The sequence below is a fragment of the Candidatus Eremiobacteraceae bacterium genome (genome assembly GCA_035295225.1).
Classification (GTDB): Bacteria; Vulcanimicrobiota; Vulcanimicrobiia; order Eremiobacterales; family Eremiobacteraceae; genus JABCYQ01.
Window position 1 is genome coordinate 15,737 of sequence record DATGJI010000053.1, and the last position, 15,316, is coordinate 31,052.

General features: G+C 64.0%; 15 protein-coding genes. 9 read left to right on the forward strand and 6 right to left on the reverse strand.

Annotation, left to right across the window (positions count from 1 at the left end; genetic code table 11):
- Positions 1 to 79: 79 nt before the first annotated feature.
- Genes VKT51_09635 through tsaE form a run of 6 tightly spaced genes read right to left on the reverse strand, consistent with a single transcriptional unit; the run spans position 80 to position 3,085 of the window.
- A complete protein-coding gene (locus tag VKT51_09635; GenBank protein HLJ84419.1) occupies positions 80 to 226 on the reverse strand; it encodes a hypothetical protein in 147 nt (48 codons plus the stop codon).
- Positions 227 to 241: 15 nt separating this feature from the next.
- Positions 242 to 703 (reverse strand): ribosome silencing factor, encoded by a 462-nt coding sequence (gene rsfS / locus VKT51_09640; GenBank protein ID HLJ84420.1) that lies wholly within the window; start codon positions 701 to 703, stop codon positions 242 to 244.
- Positions 687 to 1,235 carry a bis(5'-nucleosyl)-tetraphosphatase (symmetrical) YqeK gene (gene yqeK, locus VKT51_09645; GenBank protein ID HLJ84421.1) on the reverse strand — a complete coding sequence of 183 codons (549 nt, stop codon included), beginning with the start codon at positions 1,233 to 1,235 and terminating at the stop codon, positions 687 to 689. The genes rsfS and yqeK overlap by 17 nt, the downstream gene beginning before the upstream one ends.
- A gap of 47 nt (positions 1,236 to 1,282) precedes the next feature.
- Positions 1,283 to 1,795: a ribosomal protein S18-alanine N-acetyltransferase gene (rimI, locus tag VKT51_09650; GenBank protein ID HLJ84422.1), complete on the reverse strand. Its 513-nt coding sequence runs from the start codon at positions 1,793 to 1,795 to the stop codon at positions 1,283 to 1,285.
- Positions 1,796 to 1,835: 40 nt separating this feature from the next.
- Complete coding sequence (tsaB, locus tag VKT51_09655; GenBank protein HLJ84423.1) at positions 1,836 to 2,501, reverse strand: tRNA (adenosine(37)-N6)-threonylcarbamoyltransferase complex dimerization subunit type 1 TsaB; 666 nt, start codon at positions 2,499 to 2,501, stop codon at positions 1,836 to 1,838.
- Positions 2,498 to 3,085, reverse strand: coding sequence for a tRNA (adenosine(37)-N6)-threonylcarbamoyltransferase complex ATPase subunit type 1 TsaE (tsaE, locus tag VKT51_09660; protein HLJ84424.1), 588 nt, complete (start codon positions 3,083 to 3,085; stop codon positions 2,498 to 2,500). Before tsaE ends, tsaB begins: the two co-directional genes overlap by 4 nt.
- A 17-nt stretch (positions 3,086 to 3,102) precedes the next feature.
- On the opposite strand from tsaE, the gene gyrA reads away from it, so the two are divergent.
- The 9 genes from gyrA to cysW all read left to right on the forward strand — a co-directional run.
- Positions 3,103 to 5,640, forward strand: coding sequence for a DNA gyrase subunit A (gene gyrA / locus VKT51_09665; GenBank protein ID HLJ84425.1), 2,538 nt, complete (start codon positions 3,103 to 3,105; stop codon positions 5,638 to 5,640).
- Between the two features lie 184 nt (positions 5,641 to 5,824).
- Positions 5,825 to 6,130, forward strand: a complete 306-nt coding sequence (locus VKT51_09670; GenBank protein HLJ84426.1) for a hypothetical protein — start codon at positions 5,825 to 5,827, stop codon at positions 6,128 to 6,130.
- Positions 6,131 to 6,383: 253 nt separating this feature from the next.
- The gene (locus VKT51_09675) at positions 6,384 to 8,879 is read left to right on the forward strand and encodes a sugar phosphate nucleotidyltransferase (protein HLJ84427.1); all 2,496 of its coding nucleotides are present in this window, start codon (positions 6,384 to 6,386) and stop codon (positions 8,877 to 8,879) included.
- A gap of 34 nt (positions 8,880 to 8,913) precedes the next feature.
- Positions 8,914 to 9,297, forward strand: a complete 384-nt coding sequence (gene trxA / locus VKT51_09680) for a thioredoxin (GenBank protein ID HLJ84428.1) — start codon at positions 8,914 to 8,916, stop codon at positions 9,295 to 9,297.
- A gap of 4 nt (positions 9,298 to 9,301) precedes the next feature.
- On the forward strand, positions 9,302 to 10,699 hold the full coding sequence (selA, locus tag VKT51_09685) for an L-seryl-tRNA(Sec) selenium transferase (protein HLJ84429.1): 1,398 nt from the start codon (positions 9,302 to 9,304) through the stop codon (positions 10,697 to 10,699).
- A 52-nt stretch (positions 10,700 to 10,751) separates the two neighbouring features.
- Complete coding sequence (gene selB, locus VKT51_09690; GenBank protein ID HLJ84430.1) at positions 10,752 to 12,644, forward strand: selenocysteine-specific translation elongation factor; 1,893 nt, start codon at positions 10,752 to 10,754, stop codon at positions 12,642 to 12,644.
- Between the two features lie 97 nt (positions 12,645 to 12,741).
- Positions 12,742 to 13,743 (forward strand): sulfate ABC transporter substrate-binding protein, encoded by a 1,002-nt coding sequence (locus VKT51_09695; protein ID HLJ84431.1) that lies wholly within the window; start codon positions 12,742 to 12,744, stop codon positions 13,741 to 13,743.
- Positions 13,733 to 14,569: a sulfate ABC transporter permease subunit CysT gene (cysT, locus tag VKT51_09700; protein ID HLJ84432.1), complete on the forward strand. Its 837-nt coding sequence runs from the start codon at positions 13,733 to 13,735 to the stop codon at positions 14,567 to 14,569. The genes VKT51_09695 and cysT overlap by 11 nt, the downstream gene beginning before the upstream one ends.
- On the forward strand, positions 14,562 to 15,316 hold a 755-nt coding region (cysW, locus tag VKT51_09705; GenBank protein HLJ84433.1), incomplete at its 3' end, for a sulfate ABC transporter permease subunit CysW. The genes cysT and cysW, both read left to right, overlap by 8 nt.

The window sequence follows — 15,316 nt, forward strand, 5'->3', positions numbered from 1 at the left end:
AGATTGAGCGCGGATGCCGGTGACGGGCCCGCCTTCCGCGCTCATATCCTTCATACCAAAAAGCGGCTGGAAAAGTTCCTTACGGCGACGCGGCCGCGGTTGGAACAGTCGTCGGGGGCTTGATGACGGTCGTTATCAGGCCGCCGGCGATCGCCAGCACGAAGATGGCCAGAAACACGATCACGAAGATACGATAGACCCGCGCGCGGCTCTTTTTGTTCCGCATGGACTGCACTTGGCGTTATCTCCTCGCTGCTGCGGGTTTGCCCCACAACCGTTCAAGATTGTAGAATTCGCGCGCCGGCGGTGTGAAGACGTGCACGATCACCGCACCGTAGTCCACCAATATCCACGTCCCGTCTTTATAACCTTCGACGCGGACCGGAGATCCGAATTTCGTCTCCGACGCTTCTACGACGGCATCGGCGATGGCGCGCGCTTGGATGATCGAGCGGCCGGTCGCAACGACGAAATAATCTGCAAACGCCGCTTTCTTCCGGATATCCAGCACGAGAACCGCTTCCGCCTTCTTCTCTACCGCGGCCGCGCGACAATCGTCGGCAAGCCGCCGGACCTCGGCGTCGGTCAGCGTCTTGACCGTGGCACTGGCCGACGCGATCCCAGCGCGTTTCGGCGCGAGTGATTCGCGCTGTCGCGTTGTGATCCGGGTTGCCGCGACCTTTTTCTTAGGCCGTCCTGTCATGCGATTTCACCAACTCATCGTGTAGCGCGAGTGTTTCGGCGGCCAATGGTATCTGCCGCCCGTTGAGATATTGAATGGAAGACATGATGCAAGCGAGCAGCCCGGCATCGAGCGACGTGTATGCGAGCATCTCAAGGCGTTCGCGGTCGGCAAACGTGCGGCCCGGTTCGAACGTGTCCGCTTCGTAGACGATTTTTTCCAGGGCGCTCATGCCGGGTACGGCTACCGTATGGCGCGCGATCGCACCGAGTATGTCCGGATCGTCGATCGCAAAATCACGGCGCGCGATGTCGGCGCCGACCGCGGCATGCAACAGAACCGGATACGTGCGTTCGACGGCGGAGACCGGCAGCCCGTGGCGATCCGCATACGCGAGCAGTTCTGCGGGGGTCCACAACCGCGCGATGTCGTGCACGAGGCCGGCAATGCGAGCCTTCAGCGTTGGAGCGCCATGATGCGCAGCGAGTTTCTCCGCGGCTCGGGCGACGCTGACGCAGTGCCGGTAGCGCTCCGGCGTCAGGCGCGATCGCATGGCTCTGCAGAGTTCAAGGAAGTCGGCAGCGGCGAACGAGGATAGGATCAGTCCAGGCCCGCTTTCATGACCGCGAGCCGATTGCGAAATATCTCGCCTTTGAGATTGCCCGCCCACATCACGAGCGCGTTCTCGTCGTTGTCGGAATAGTAACCGCGGCGCGTGTTGACGATGGTGAAGCCGTACTTCTTATAAAGATTCTGGGCCGCGACGTTCGATTCGCGCACTTCCAGCGTCACCCAGCAAGCGCCGCGCTCGATCGATTCTTCCAAGAGCGCAACGAGCAATCGTTCGCCGAAGTGATTGCGCTGATGGCGGGGGTGCACTGCGATCGTGGTGATGTGCGCGTCTTCGAGGATCACCCAGAGGCCGCCATAGGCGACGACTTCGTCGCCACACCTGCCGACGAAGTAATGCGCGAGGCGATTGTCGGTCAATTCGTTCTGGAATGCGTTGCGCGGCCACGGTGTCGGAAAACAGAGCGATTCAACCTCGAGGACGACCGGTATGTCCTCGACGCGCATCGGCTCGATTTCCAGACTTCGCGGAGGCGATTTCATATGTGAGCCCCCAATTCGCGGGACGCAAAGCGCGACCCCTTTAGGTTCGACCGTGTCGCCGCTCCCAATTCACGACCGCGTTCGGCCGTTGCCCATAGTCGATCGCGAGGCTGCGCCAATCGGCCGCCGCGCCGGCCGCAATCGCCTCGGTACCCAGCTTCACGACGGCGCGCGCGCGGGATCCGATCGCACGCACCGATCCGCGAATGGCTTGCGCCGCAGCGGCCGCACCCGACGCTTCACCCAACGAATCGCGCGCGGCCGCCGCGATCTCATCGCGCGTGCCCGCAACGCTGAGAAAGTCGCTGCGTGACGCCCGGCTGTAGATGCGCGCGTAGTAGAACTCACGCTTTCCCTCCACCACGACGACCGCTGGAGCCGCCTGTGTATCCTCTTCACGCAGTGCTGCTTCAACGTCGAACGCTGAGACACCGATCGCGGGCACGTCGAGCGCTTGCGCGAGACTTTTCGCGAACGCAACGCCGATCCGCAATCCGGTGAACGATCCGGGTCCGCAACAGGCGGCGACTGCTTCGATGCTCGCGACATCGGTCTGCAACTCCTCAAGACAACGGCGCACGAGCGGCAACACTCCCTCGAGCGCTTGTCGATCGGTGCCATCCGATGCCGCTGCGTCCCCGCGCTGGACCGCGACCTCAACGCGGCCGCCGGTGTGTATGCCGACGACGGTTCCAGGACGCGTCACGTGAGAACGCCGACGCAGCGACCGAAAGTCTCGACTGTCGCGTTGCGGCTTTCGCCGTCCAATGAGATCGAAATTTCGATCCGATCCGCAGGCCAGACCGTCTCGCCGGCACGTTCCGGCCACTCGACGAGCGCGATGCCGTCGGGCGGCAAGTATTGCGCGAGGTCGAGTTCTTCGACTTGCGCGGGGCCATCGAGCCGGAAGAGGTCGAGATGCGACATCGGCATACGCCCGCCATCGTGACGATGCGCGATGGTGAATGTCGGACTCGTCGCGTGACCGCCGCCAAGTGCTGCGATGAAGCCGTCCGCGAGGGTCGTCTTGCCGGCGCCGAGCGGTCCGCGCAATAGCACGACCGTGCCCGGCGGACACGTTTCCGCGAGCGCTGCGCCGAACGCGCGCATGTCCTTTTCCGTCGCGATGCGCCTCACAAACATCACGTCGCGCTTACCAAACCCGACACGTCGTTCCCTCTGCACACCCTCGACTGCGACGCGCAAAGCGGGGATACTCCGCGTGGAAACCGAACCTTTGATCACACTAGCAGCGCATTCGCCGAGCTTCGCTCGGCGCGCTACGTTCATGAGGTAGACCGCGAGATTTGACGCCTAAAGACGACGATCGTCCGCGCGACGGACGCGACAGCGACAAGAAGAAAAAGCCCGAGATAAGCTTCGAGGAATATCGCCACACCAGCCCCTCGGATCGGGTAATCGGCGTCAACGTCGAAGACGAGATGCGCAGGTCGTATCTCGACTACGCCATGAGTGTCATCGTCGCGCGGGCCTTGCCCGATGTGCGCGACGGCCTGAAACCGGTCCACCGCCGGATACTCTTCGCCATGTCGCAGCTCGGGCTCAATCCGGATAAGGCGCATCGCAAGTGCGCCGGTACCGTCGGCGAAGTGATGAAGAATTACCACCCGCACGGCGACGTCTCCATCTACGATTCGCTCGTGCGCATGGCGCAGAATTTCAGCTTGCGCTATCCGCTCATCGACGGCCACGGCAATTTCGGTTCGGTCGACGGCGATCCGCCCGCGGCCATGCGCTATACGGAATCGCGCCTGGCGTCGTTGGCGCTCGAGATGCTCGCCGACATCGACAAAGAGACCGTCGATTTCGTCCCCAACTACGACTCGTCCACGCGCGAACCGTCGCTGCTGCCAGCGCGCGTTCCCAATCTTTTGATCAACGGTTCTTCGGGCATCGCCGTGGGCATGGCCACGAATATCCCGCCGCACAACATGACCGAGATCAGCGACGCGCTCATCGCGCTGATCGACGATCGCGATCTCAGTGACGACGCACTGCTGAAGATCGTGACCGGACCCGACTTTCCCACCGCCGGCCTCATCTTGGGGCGCGAAGGCATCCGCCAGAGCTACCTCACCGGCCGCGGCTCGATCATCATGCGCGGCAAACACGAATTCGAGGAACTGCGCGGCGGCAAACAGGCCATCGTCATCACGGAGATCCCGTTCCAGGTCAACAAAGCGCGTCTCATCGAGACCATGGCGCAGCTCGTCACCGACAAAAAAGTGGCGGGAGTCTCCGATCTTCGCGATGAGAGCGACCGCAAAGGCATGCGCATCGTCCTCGAACTCAAACGCGATGCGCAGCCGCAGCTGCTGTTGAACCAACTCTACAAACACACGCCGCTGCAGACGAGCTTCGGCGTGAACAACGTCGCGCTGGTGAACGGCGCGCCGCGCACGCTTACGCTGCGGCAGATGCTCGACGAGTACATCGAACACCGTAAGGTCGTCGTCACGCGGCGTTCGCAGTACGAGTTGCGCAAGGCCAAAGAGCGGGCGCATATTCTCGAAGGCTACCGCATCGCGCTCGACCATATCGACGCGATCATCAAGTTGATCCGCGCGTCGCAGACCACCGACGAAGCGCGCGCCGGCCTGATGAAGAAATTCAAGCTCTCGGAGATCCAAGCCAACGCGATCCTCGACCTTCGCCTACAGCGCCTCGTAGCGCTCGAGCGCCAAAAGATCGAAGACGAGTACGTCGAGCTGCTCAAGACCATCGCGAATCTCGAGGACATCCTGCGCAGCGAGCGCCGCGTGTACGCGATCGTCAAAGACGAGACGCTTGCCGCCAAAAAGAAATACGGCGACAAGCGCCGCACGCAGATCGTGGAAGCCGAAGGCGAGTTCGAGATCGAGGATCTCATCCCGGACACCGAGGTCGTCATCACCGTCACCGACGTGGGCTATATCAAGCGCCAGCCGGTGGACGCGTTCCGCGCGCAGAACCGCGGCGGCCGCGGCATCACGGGCGTCAATTTGAAAAAGGAAGACGTGCCGCGCTATCTGTTCGCGGCGACCACGCACCAGCACATCATGTTCTTCACCAACCGCGGCCGCGTGTATCAGATGCCCGCGCACCACGTTCCCGATGCATCTCGTCAGGCGCGCGGCACGGCGCTCATCAACTTGCTCACGCTGCCGCCGGGAGAGATCGTCACCGCCGTGCTGCCGGTGAAGCGCGGCGACACTTCGGGCTACTTGGTGATGGCCACAAAAAAGGGCTATATCAAGAAGTCGCTGCGCTCCGATTTCCAAAACGTTCGGCGAAACGGGCTCATCGCGATCAACCTCATGGAAGGCGATGAGCTGCTGCACGTCGTGCAAACCGACGGCAAGGCGGAACTCATCCTCGCCACCACCGGCGGGTACGCGGTGCGCTTCGACGAGAAGCGCGTCCGCTCGATGGGCCGTGCCAGCCGCGGCGTGCGCGCGGTGCGGCTTGGCACGCGCGATCGCGTCCAGGCGCTCGACGTCGTCACCAAGGACCGGCGCGAGGTTCTCGTCCTCACGAGCAAGGGCTACGGTAAGCGCACCGACATCGATATGTATCGCAAGACCAACCGCGGCGGCAAAGGCATCAAGACGTTCAATAAGACGGAGAAGAACGGTGAGATCGTCGAGCAGATGCTCGTCAAACCGGACGACGACATCATGTGCGTTGACAGCTCAGGCGTCGTCATCCGGGTGCGGGCATTCGAGATCCGCGAGACCGGCCGGTCGGCGCAGGGCGTCCGCGTCAAGCGCCTCGACGAAGGCGTGGAGCTCATCGCCGCCACGAACATCGGCAAGCACGAAGAGAGCGCCGAAAAACTCGTCTGAATGTAGGGCGGGCCTTTATGGCCCGCCGGCGGACAAAATGTAGGGCGGGCCTTTATGGCCCGCCGTGGACAAAATGTAGGGCGGGCCTTTATGGCCCGCCGTGGACAAAATGTAGGGCGGCCTTTATGGCCCGCCGGTGGACAAAATGTAGGGCGGGCCTTTATGGCCCGCCGGCGGGGCGATAGTGAGAATCCGGCCGATCATCATCGTAGGTCTCGCGTTGATAGCGATCGCCGCGCTCTTCGTCGGAGCCGGCGCTCCGTTCAAGTTCGCACTCACCTATCCCCAATGCGTCGCGACTCGCCCTGAGAACTGTGCGCAGCTCAGCGCCTCAGACGTGCGCTGCAACCACATCGGAATCGTCTGCACGAAGTATCGGCCGCACATCTCGCCGTGGGCCGTCGCTTGGCTCATCGAAAGCGGCGCTGTGATAGTGTTCGCCCTTGCGATCGGAATAGCGTATGGAAGACGCAATCGCGCGACCACGTAAGCGCTCGGCGCAACGGCATCGCGTTCTATGGCACGCACACGCCTTCTGGCGAGAGGCCTGCATCATCTGCTTCGAACACGTATAACGCGGGCCGACTAACGTCGGCCCCTTCAGTCACACGGAGAACGCGGGCCGACTAACGTCGGCCCCTTCGGTAACTCGGACACGTTTAACGCGGGCCGACTAACGTCGGCCCCTTCGGTCTGTCGGTCACGCGGCAGGCGCAGACGCGCCACCATGTAATGCTCGACGCATGAAGGCAGTCGTGATGGCCGGCGGTGAAGGTTCGCGACTTCGCCCGCTCACCCAGAGCCGACCAAAGCCGCTCGCTCCCGTGGCCAACAAGCCGGTCATGGAGCACATCGTCGACCTGCTCAAGCGGCACGGAATCAGTGAGATCGTGGCCACTGTCCACTATCTCGCCGACGAGATCGAAGCGTATTTCGGCGATGGCGCCGACTTCGGCGTCGCGATGTCGTACGTCGTGGAAGACACGCCGCTTGGGACCGCCGGCGCCGTCAAGATGGCGGAGGCGCAGCTCGACGGCACGATCGTCGTCATATCCGGCGACGCACTCACCGACGTGGATCTGACCACCGTGATCGCCGCGCACCGTGAGAAACAGGCCGCGGCGACGATCGTCCTCAAGCGCGTCGAGAATCCGCTGGAATTCGGCGTCGTGATCATGGACGACGACGGGCTCGTGCGGCGCTTCCTTGAGAAGCCATCGTGGTCCGAAGTATTTTCGGACACGATCAACACGGGTATCTACGTGCTCGAGCCGGAGATCTTCGGGTTGATGGATGCCGGGCGGATGTACGATTTCTCCAAAGACATCTTCCCGCGATTGCTCGAACAGGGCCGGCCGATCTTGGGCATCGTGTCGGGCGACTACTGGACCGACATCGGCAACCTGCAGCAATATCGCGAAGCCAACTACGACGCGCTCGCCGGCCGCTGCCGGCTCGAACTGCCGGGCCGCGAACGCGAGCGCGGCGTGCGGGTGGGCGCCGGCGCTCAGATCGCTCCGACGGCGCACATCAGCGGACCGGTCGTCATCGGCAAGAACGCCGACATCCGCGACGGCGCGGTCATCGAGGCGAACACGTGCGTCGGCGACGGCTGCATCATAGACGGACAGGCGCTGCTCGCGAACGCTGTCGTTTGGAACGACGTCTACGTCGGCAAGCGCAGCCGGCTCTCGGCATGCACGATCGCCGAACACGCCATCATCAAAGACGACGTCACGATCGGCGAAGGCGCCGTCGTCGGAAGCCGCTGCACGCTCGACGCCGGATCGAACGTCAAACCGCAGGTCAAACTCTGGCCCGACAAGTTCGTCTCGGCTGGAAGCGTCGTCTCCATGTCGCTCGTCTGGGGCACGAAGTGGCCCGGATCGCTCTTCGGCGGCGAGGGCGTCAAAGGCATCGCGAACATCGAGGTCACGCCGGAATTCGCGCTCAAGCTCGGGCAGGCGTACGGTTCTTCTTTCGATCCGCACCGGGTAGTCATGACCAGCCGCGACACGCACCACGCATCGCGCATGATCAATCGCTGCCTCATTTCCGGCCTCATGTCCGTGGGCTGCGACGTGCACGATCTGCGCACGTCGCCCATTCCGCTCGCGCGCTACGAAGCGCGCAGTGAAGGCGACGGCGGAATCCATGTCCGCGTGCATCCCGACGATCCGAATTGTTTTCTGATCGAGCTGTTCGGCTCAGGCGGGATCAACATCGACAAGCACAGCGAACGCAAGATCGAAAATCTCTTCTTCCGCGGCGACTTCCGGCGCACGTCCATGGACGAGGTCGGCTACCTCTCATTCCCCGAGCGCGCTTTGGAGCGCTACAATGCGGGATTCTTGAGATCGCTTTCGATCGGCGCCATCCGCGAACGGCGTTTCAAGGTGATCGTCGATTATGCGTACGGCAACGCAGCGACGACGCTTCCGTACCTGCTCGGCAAGTTGAATATCGAAATGGTCGCGCTCAACGCATATCTCGACGACACGAAAGTGCGGCATTTCGCGGACGATCGCCAGCGCTACATGCATCAACTCTCGACGATCGTACCCACGCTCGAAGCGGATATCGGCATCATGGTCGAACCGGGCGCCGAAAACGTATCGATCGTCGACGACCGGGGCCGCATCGCCGAATTCGATCTGCTGCTCTCGCTCGTTGCCGAACTGGTCTTCCAGCACACGCCGGGCGCCCGCGTCGCGGTCCCCGTGACGGCTTCGTCGCGCCTGGACGCGATCGCTTCGGAGCATGGCGGCCAGATCATCCGCACCAAAGCCGACCGGCGTTCGATGATGCAGTTGTGCGCCGGCAGCGACGCGCCCGCCTTCGCGGGCGGCGCGCACGAAGGACTCATCTTTCCCGAATTCTCGCCCGCTTTCGACGCGCTCTACGCTTCGGCGAAGATCCTCGAGCTCGTCGCGCACAGCGGCCGCAAAGTATCGGAGCTTGTCGAGCGCGTGCCTGCGTTGCACATGGCGCGCCGTACGGTGTCATGTCCGTGGGAACGCAAAGGCGTGATCATGCGCGAGTTGATCTCGCAGCTGCGGCATCGCAAGCTCGACCTCTCCGACGGCGTCAAGATATTCGGCGATGCGGATTGGGTGCTCGTGCTGCCCGATCCGTCCGATCCATTGTTCACCGTTGTGGCCGAAGCCGGCGACGACGCGGCTGCCGCGGATCTGGCCGACGAATACGCACGCCGCATCGGCGAACTCGTCGGTAACTAATCTTCAAAAGGCGCGCGCATAGAGCTCCTCGAATATAGTCAATTCGCATGATGCGAAACGCCCATCCCGAAGGAGTACGCAAGTGAGCGATGCCATGAATGTCGGAGAAGCCGACTTCGCCGCCCAAGTCTTACAGTCTCAAACGCCGGTCCTCGTAGATTTCTGGGCGCCGTGGTGCGGACCGTGCCGCATGGTCGCTCCTATCGTCGACAAAATCGCCAAAGACATGAAGGGCCGGCTGAAAGTCGTCAAGCTCAACACCGACGAATCCCCGAGCATCGCAGGCAAGTACGAAGTATCGAGCATCCCAAGCCTCATCATATTCAAGGGCGGCGAACCGGTCGATCGCATCGTCGGTTACGTTCCGGAGCGCCAAGTCGTCTCCACCGTCGAGAAATACCTCAGCCCAGTCGCCTGATCCAATGCCGGACCGCACGCTCAAGGACGCGATTCCGGCAGTCCATCGGTTCACGACCGATCCCGATATCAGCGCGTTCCAGAGCCTGCTCGGCCGCGCGGGCGTGCGCGCTTGCATCCAGCAAATTCTCGACGGCGCGCGGTCGGACATCCGCGCCGGCGGTCCCGCGCCCGACGACGCCGCGCTGAGAGCGCGTATGCTTGCGCTCTTGGCCGCGCAGCGCGCCACCGGCCTCGTCTCCGTCATCAACGGCACAGGCGTCATCCTGCACACGAATCTCGGCCGCGCTCCGCTCGCCCGCGCTGCGCTCGACGCGATCGCCAAACTCGGCGCCGGCTACACGAATCTCGAATTCGACCTGGCGAGCGGCGAACGCGGCGACCGCTACGAACGCGTCGCGCACCTGCTGCACGATCTCACCGGCGCACAAGCATCGCTCGTCGTCAACAATTGTGCGGCGGCGGTGCTGCTGGTGCTGGATACGTTCGCGCGCGGCCGCGAAGTCGTGGTAAGCCGCGGCCAGCTCATCGAGATCGGCGGCGGATTCCGTCTGCCCGATGTTCTGCGCAAGAGCGGCGCGCTGCTCGTCGAGGTCGGCACGACCAACAAGACATATGCTGCCGACTTCCGCAACGCATGGGGCGCAAATACGGCCATGTTCATGCGCGCGCATCCGAGCAACTACCGGGTGGAAGGTTTTACGTCGGACGTCGACTCCAAAACACTTGCCGCGCTCGCAAAAGAGCTCGACGTCTTGGCATTCGAGGATCTCGGTTCCGGCGCGCTTGTGGATCTGTGCGAATTCGGCGCGCCCGGCGAACCGACGGTCGGCGGGGAGTTGGCGGCGGGGATGGATCTGGTCGCCATATCGGGCGATAAGCTGCTGGGGGGGCCGCAATGCGGCATCATCTGCGGGCGCGCGGATCTCATCGCGCAGATGCGTCGCAATCCGCTGCTGCGCGCGCTTCGCACCGACAAGGCCACGATCGCCGCGCTCTCCGCGACGCTCTCCCTCTATGCCGCGCCAGACGGATTGCGCGAGATCCCGCTGTATGCCATGCTCTCGCGCACCGCGGACGAATTGTTCGCGCGCGCGGCAGTGCTCTGCGAATCGCTTGCCGCGGCGTGCGCAACGCGCAGCGCCCGTTTCACCGCGGTCCGCACGACCGCGACCGCCGGCGGGGGCGCGCTTCCGCTCGTGGATCTGCCGTCGGCGGGGATCGCGGTCGAACCGCTCGACCGCACGCCGGACCGATTGGCGTCCGATTTGCGCGGATCCGAGCCGCCGGTGCTCGGACGCATCGAGCGCGACCGGTTCGTGATCGATCTGCGCACGGTGCGCGACGACGAGGACGCCCACCTCACTCGCGCATTCGCCGACGCGCTGCGCGCGCGGCGCTGACCGGCGGCCGCACGAAGGGCGCGCGCTTGGCGACGCAAGTGCACGGCGATCCATGCACACGATAGGCACCGCGGGCCACGTCGATCACGGCAAGAGCGCCCTCGTCATCGCTCTCACCGGTCACGATCCCGATCGTCTGATCGAAGAGCAACGCCGCGGCATGACGCTCGATCTCGGCTTTGCGCCGCTCCGCTTTGACGATGGCGTCGGCGCCGGAATCATCGACGTTCCCGGTCACGAGCGTTTCCTGCATAACATGCTCGCCGGAGCCGCAGGCATGGAGCTGCTGCTCTTGGTGATCGCCGCGACCGAGGGACCGCGCGCGCAAACCCTCGAGCACCTGCAAGTGCTCGGATTCCTCAACGTACGCAAGACGCTGATCGTGCTCACGAAGTCCGATCTCGTCGATGCGACGGCGCGCGAAGAGGTCCTCGCGCGGACGCGCGCGGCGTGTGCTGGCAGCGTCGCTGACGGAGCGCCGGCATATTTCGTCTCGAACGTGACGGGCGAAGGGATTGCGGAACTTCGCGCGGCGATCCACGCGGCGCTCGCCGCGTTGCCGCCGCGCGCGCCGGATGCTCCCGCGTATCTGCCTATAGACCGAGTCTTCTCGCTCGCCGGTCACGGCACGATCGTCACCGGCACGCTCATGCAGGGGACCATCTCCACCGGCGACGCGCTCAAGCTGCAGCCGTCCGGCATCGATGCGCGCGTGCGCGGACTGCACGTCTTCGGCAAGGCCGTGCCGAAAGTCCAGGGTGGATCGCGCGTCGCTGTCAACATCGCCGGCGTCGATGCAGCCGACCTGGCTCGTGGTGAGACGCTCACCGCGAGCCGCGAATTCACGCCGACGCGCGATATCGAATTGACGTTCACTCCGCTCGCATCCGCGCTGCCGCTTTTGCGAAGACGAACCCCAGTGCGCGCGCACATCGGCTCTGCCGAGATACCAGGATGGCTCGTGTTTGACGGCCGGCCACCCTCGGATATCCAGGGGGTTCGAGCTCGGTTGATCCTGCACACGCCGGTCGCGGTCTGCCGCGGAAGCCGGCTCGTGCTGCGCCGACTATCGCCGAAGGATCTGCTCGGCGGCGCGGTCGCCGAACCCGCGCTTTCGGCGAACGGCGCCCGGTTGGAATCTCAGGCCGCGCCGGCGCCGCTCGCCGCCGAGATTCTGAACCTGCTCGAAGGCGCAGATCTCACGCCGCACGCTGCGAGTGCGATCGCCGCGTCGCTCAACGTGCGTGCAAGCGACGCGGATGACGCTCTTCGCGCGCTCGTCGAGCGCGGGCAAGTGGTCGTACTAAAGCAGCCGTCGGAATATCTGTCGGCGAGCACTGCCGCGGCCGCTCTGGCGCGCGTGAACGCGTTCTTGCGGACCCGGCATGCGCACGTTCCATGGTCCGCGGGCGCGACGAGCGCCGAGATCGCAGACGATCTCGGATCGGCAGAACGACTGGTCGCGCGACTGCTCGCTCTCTGGCTCGCTGCGGGATCGCTTGCGCGCTCCGGAAAGTATTGGCATGCGCTCGATCATCAGCCATCGTTGACGCATGACCAGCGCAGCGCGATCGATGGGATGCTCCGTTCCGCGGATCCGAATCCACTCGTTCCAATCGCGTTCGACGCGTTTCGCGCCGCGACGGCGAAGTCGAAGGTCCCGGGACTGGCCGATGCGGTCGACGGTTTGTTCGCTCGCGACGACCTCGTCCGCATCGGCGACGACGTCTACCGCCGGTCGCAGCTAGAGGAAGCGCAGGCGATTCTCGTGCGGCTGCTGCGCTCGACAACCGGCGGGGCCACGCTTTCGCTCGTCCGTGATGCCTTCGGTACCTCACGGCGCTACGCGCTGCCGCTTCTGGAATATTTCGACGGACTCGGTATCACCATGCGCGACGGTGACCTGCGCCGTCTGCGCGGCCCCCAACCCACAGCCCAGACCTAAGAACCAATAAACTAGGCCGCACGGCCACCTTGACTTGGCGGGCGTTTTCCGGCATTGTATACCAAGTTAATAGACTTACTTGCCTTCCGGAGTTCTGATGAAAAACGTAGTGCGCATTTTGGCCCCGACGCTCGCGGCCGTGGCCCTCTTGGTATCCGCCGCTCAGACCAAAGCCGTCGCAGACGGCTCGGTGCAGCTCACGCTCGTCGCGTATTCCACGCCGCGCGAAGCATATCAAGACTTGATCAAAGCGTTTCAGGCGACGCCGGCCGGCCGCGATGTCACATTTGTGCAGTCGTACGGCGCGTCCGGCGAGCAGAGCCGTGCCGTCGCCGCCGGCCTTCCGGCGGATGTTGTCGCCTTCTCGCTCGAACCCGATATCAGCAAACTCGTGGCCGCCAACCTTGTCGCGCCGGACTGGAATGCGAACCGCACGCACGGCATGGTCACCGACTCCGTCGTCGTGTTCGTCGTCCGCAAAGGCAACCCGAAGAACATCCGCACATGGGCCGATCTCATCAAACCCGGCGTCGATGTGATCACGCCGAATCCGTTTACCTCCGGCGGCGCGCGCTGGAACATCATGGCGGCGTACGGCGCGATGCTCAAGCGCGGCGCGTCCCCGAACTACGCGATCTCCTACCTGAGCAAACTTTTCGACCACATCTCCGTGCAAGACAAGAGCGGGCGCGAGTCTCTGCAGACATTCGTCTCGGGCAAGGGCGACGCGATGCTCGCGTATGAAAACGAAGCGGTCCTCGCGCAGCGCAACGGCGCCGACGTGGACTACATCGTGCCCGATCAGACGATCTTGATCGAAAATCCGGTGGCGGTCGTCAAGACTTCGCAGCATCCGGACCAGGCTCGCGCGTTCGTTTCGTTCCTGCTCTCGCCGCAAGCACAGGCGATCTTCGCCGCGCACGGCTACCGCCCGGTCGAGCGGTCTGCGCAAGCGACCGCGCATTTCCCGCAGCCGCGCACACTGTTCGATATCGGGTTCTTAGGCGGTTGGGATGCAGTGCAGAGGCGCTTCTTCGACCCGCAGAACGGCCTCGTCGCGCAGATCGAGAGTTCGCTGGGTATCTCTGGTGGCCATTAGCGCCGTCTCGCCTGCCGTTCCGGCGAACGTGCGGCCGCGACTCCGAGCCGCGGGTCGGGAATCGCTTCTGCCGGCGGGCATCGTCACGACGTTCCTCAGCCTCGTCGTGCTGTTGCCGCTCGCCGCGATCGTGGCGCACGCATCTCCCGGCAAATCATTCTGGGCCGCGATCTTCCAACCGGCGGCACTCGCCAGCCTCGAGTTCAGTCTCGTCGCTTCGCTCGCCGTGGCGGCGGTCAACGCGGTCGCCGGCACGCTGATCGCCTGGGTCCTCGTCCGCGACGACTTCCGCGGGAAGTCGCTCGTCAACGCCGTGGTCGATCTGCCGTTCGCGCTGCCCACGATCGTGGCGGGACTCACGTTGATCTCGCTCTACGGTCCTAAGAGCCCGTTCGGGATCAACGTCGCATACGCGCGATCCGGCGTCATCCTCGCGCTTCTGTTCGTCACGCTGCCGTTCGTCGTGCGTTCGGTGCAGCCGGTGCTGACGGAATTGGATCGCGAAATGGAAGAGGCTGCCGCAGCGCTCGGTGCCGGCATCCTGCAGACGTATGCGCGCATCATCTTCCCGTCGATCCTGCCGGCGCTCATCTCGGGGACGGCGCTCGGCTTTGCCCGCGCCATCGGCGAGTTCGGATCGGTCGTGCTGATCTCGGGCAACATCCCGTTCAAGACGGAGTTGGCCGCGGTGCATATCTTCGGGCAGATCGAGAGCGGCGACATCGGCGGCGCAGCAGCGGTCTCAATCGTGTTGCTCGTTCTTTCCGCCGCGGTGCTGGTCGCGCTCGAAACGCTCGGCCGCCGGATCGTCCGCTTCGATGGCTAGGATCGCGCTGCGGCTCACGGCCTTCGGCTATTTGGCGGCGTTGCTCGCATTGCCGGTCGCGAGCATCTTCTATCGCGCATTTGAACACGGCGCGATCGGCTTTTGGCAAGCCGTCACCCAGCCCGATGCGCTTCATGCGCTGTGGCTCACGCTTCTCATCGCGGGGATCGCAGTGCCGCTCAACGCTATCTTCGGCGTCATCTGTGCGCACGTGCTCGTGCGGTCGCGATTGCGCTGGAAGCGCGTTCTGGGTCTTCTCGTCGACCTGCCGTTTGCCGTGTCGCCGGTGGTGGTCGGCCTCGCACTCGTGCTGCTGTACGGCAATCAGGGCTGGTTCGGCCCGTGGCTTGCGGCGCACGGCATCCGCGTGATCTTCGCGCTGCCGGGAATGGTTTTGGCCACGATGTTCGTCTCTCTGCCGTTCGTCGTGCGCGAAGTGGTCCCGGTCATGCGCGAAACCGGCGACGAACAGGAGCAGGCTGCCGCGACGCTCGGCGCTTCACCTTGGCAGACGTTCTGGAAAGTGACGCTGCCTTCGATCCGCTGGGGCGTGGCATACGGCGTCGTGCTGTCTGCGGCGCGAGCGTTCGGCGAATACGGCGCGGTCAGCGTCGTCGCCGGAAGGCTCGCCGGCATCACGCAAACGCTTCCGCTCTATGTGGACGACCGTTTCGAAAGCTTCGATCTCACGGGCGCGTACGCCGCGTCCGTCGTTCTGGCGCTCTTTGCGTTAGCAACGCTCTTCTC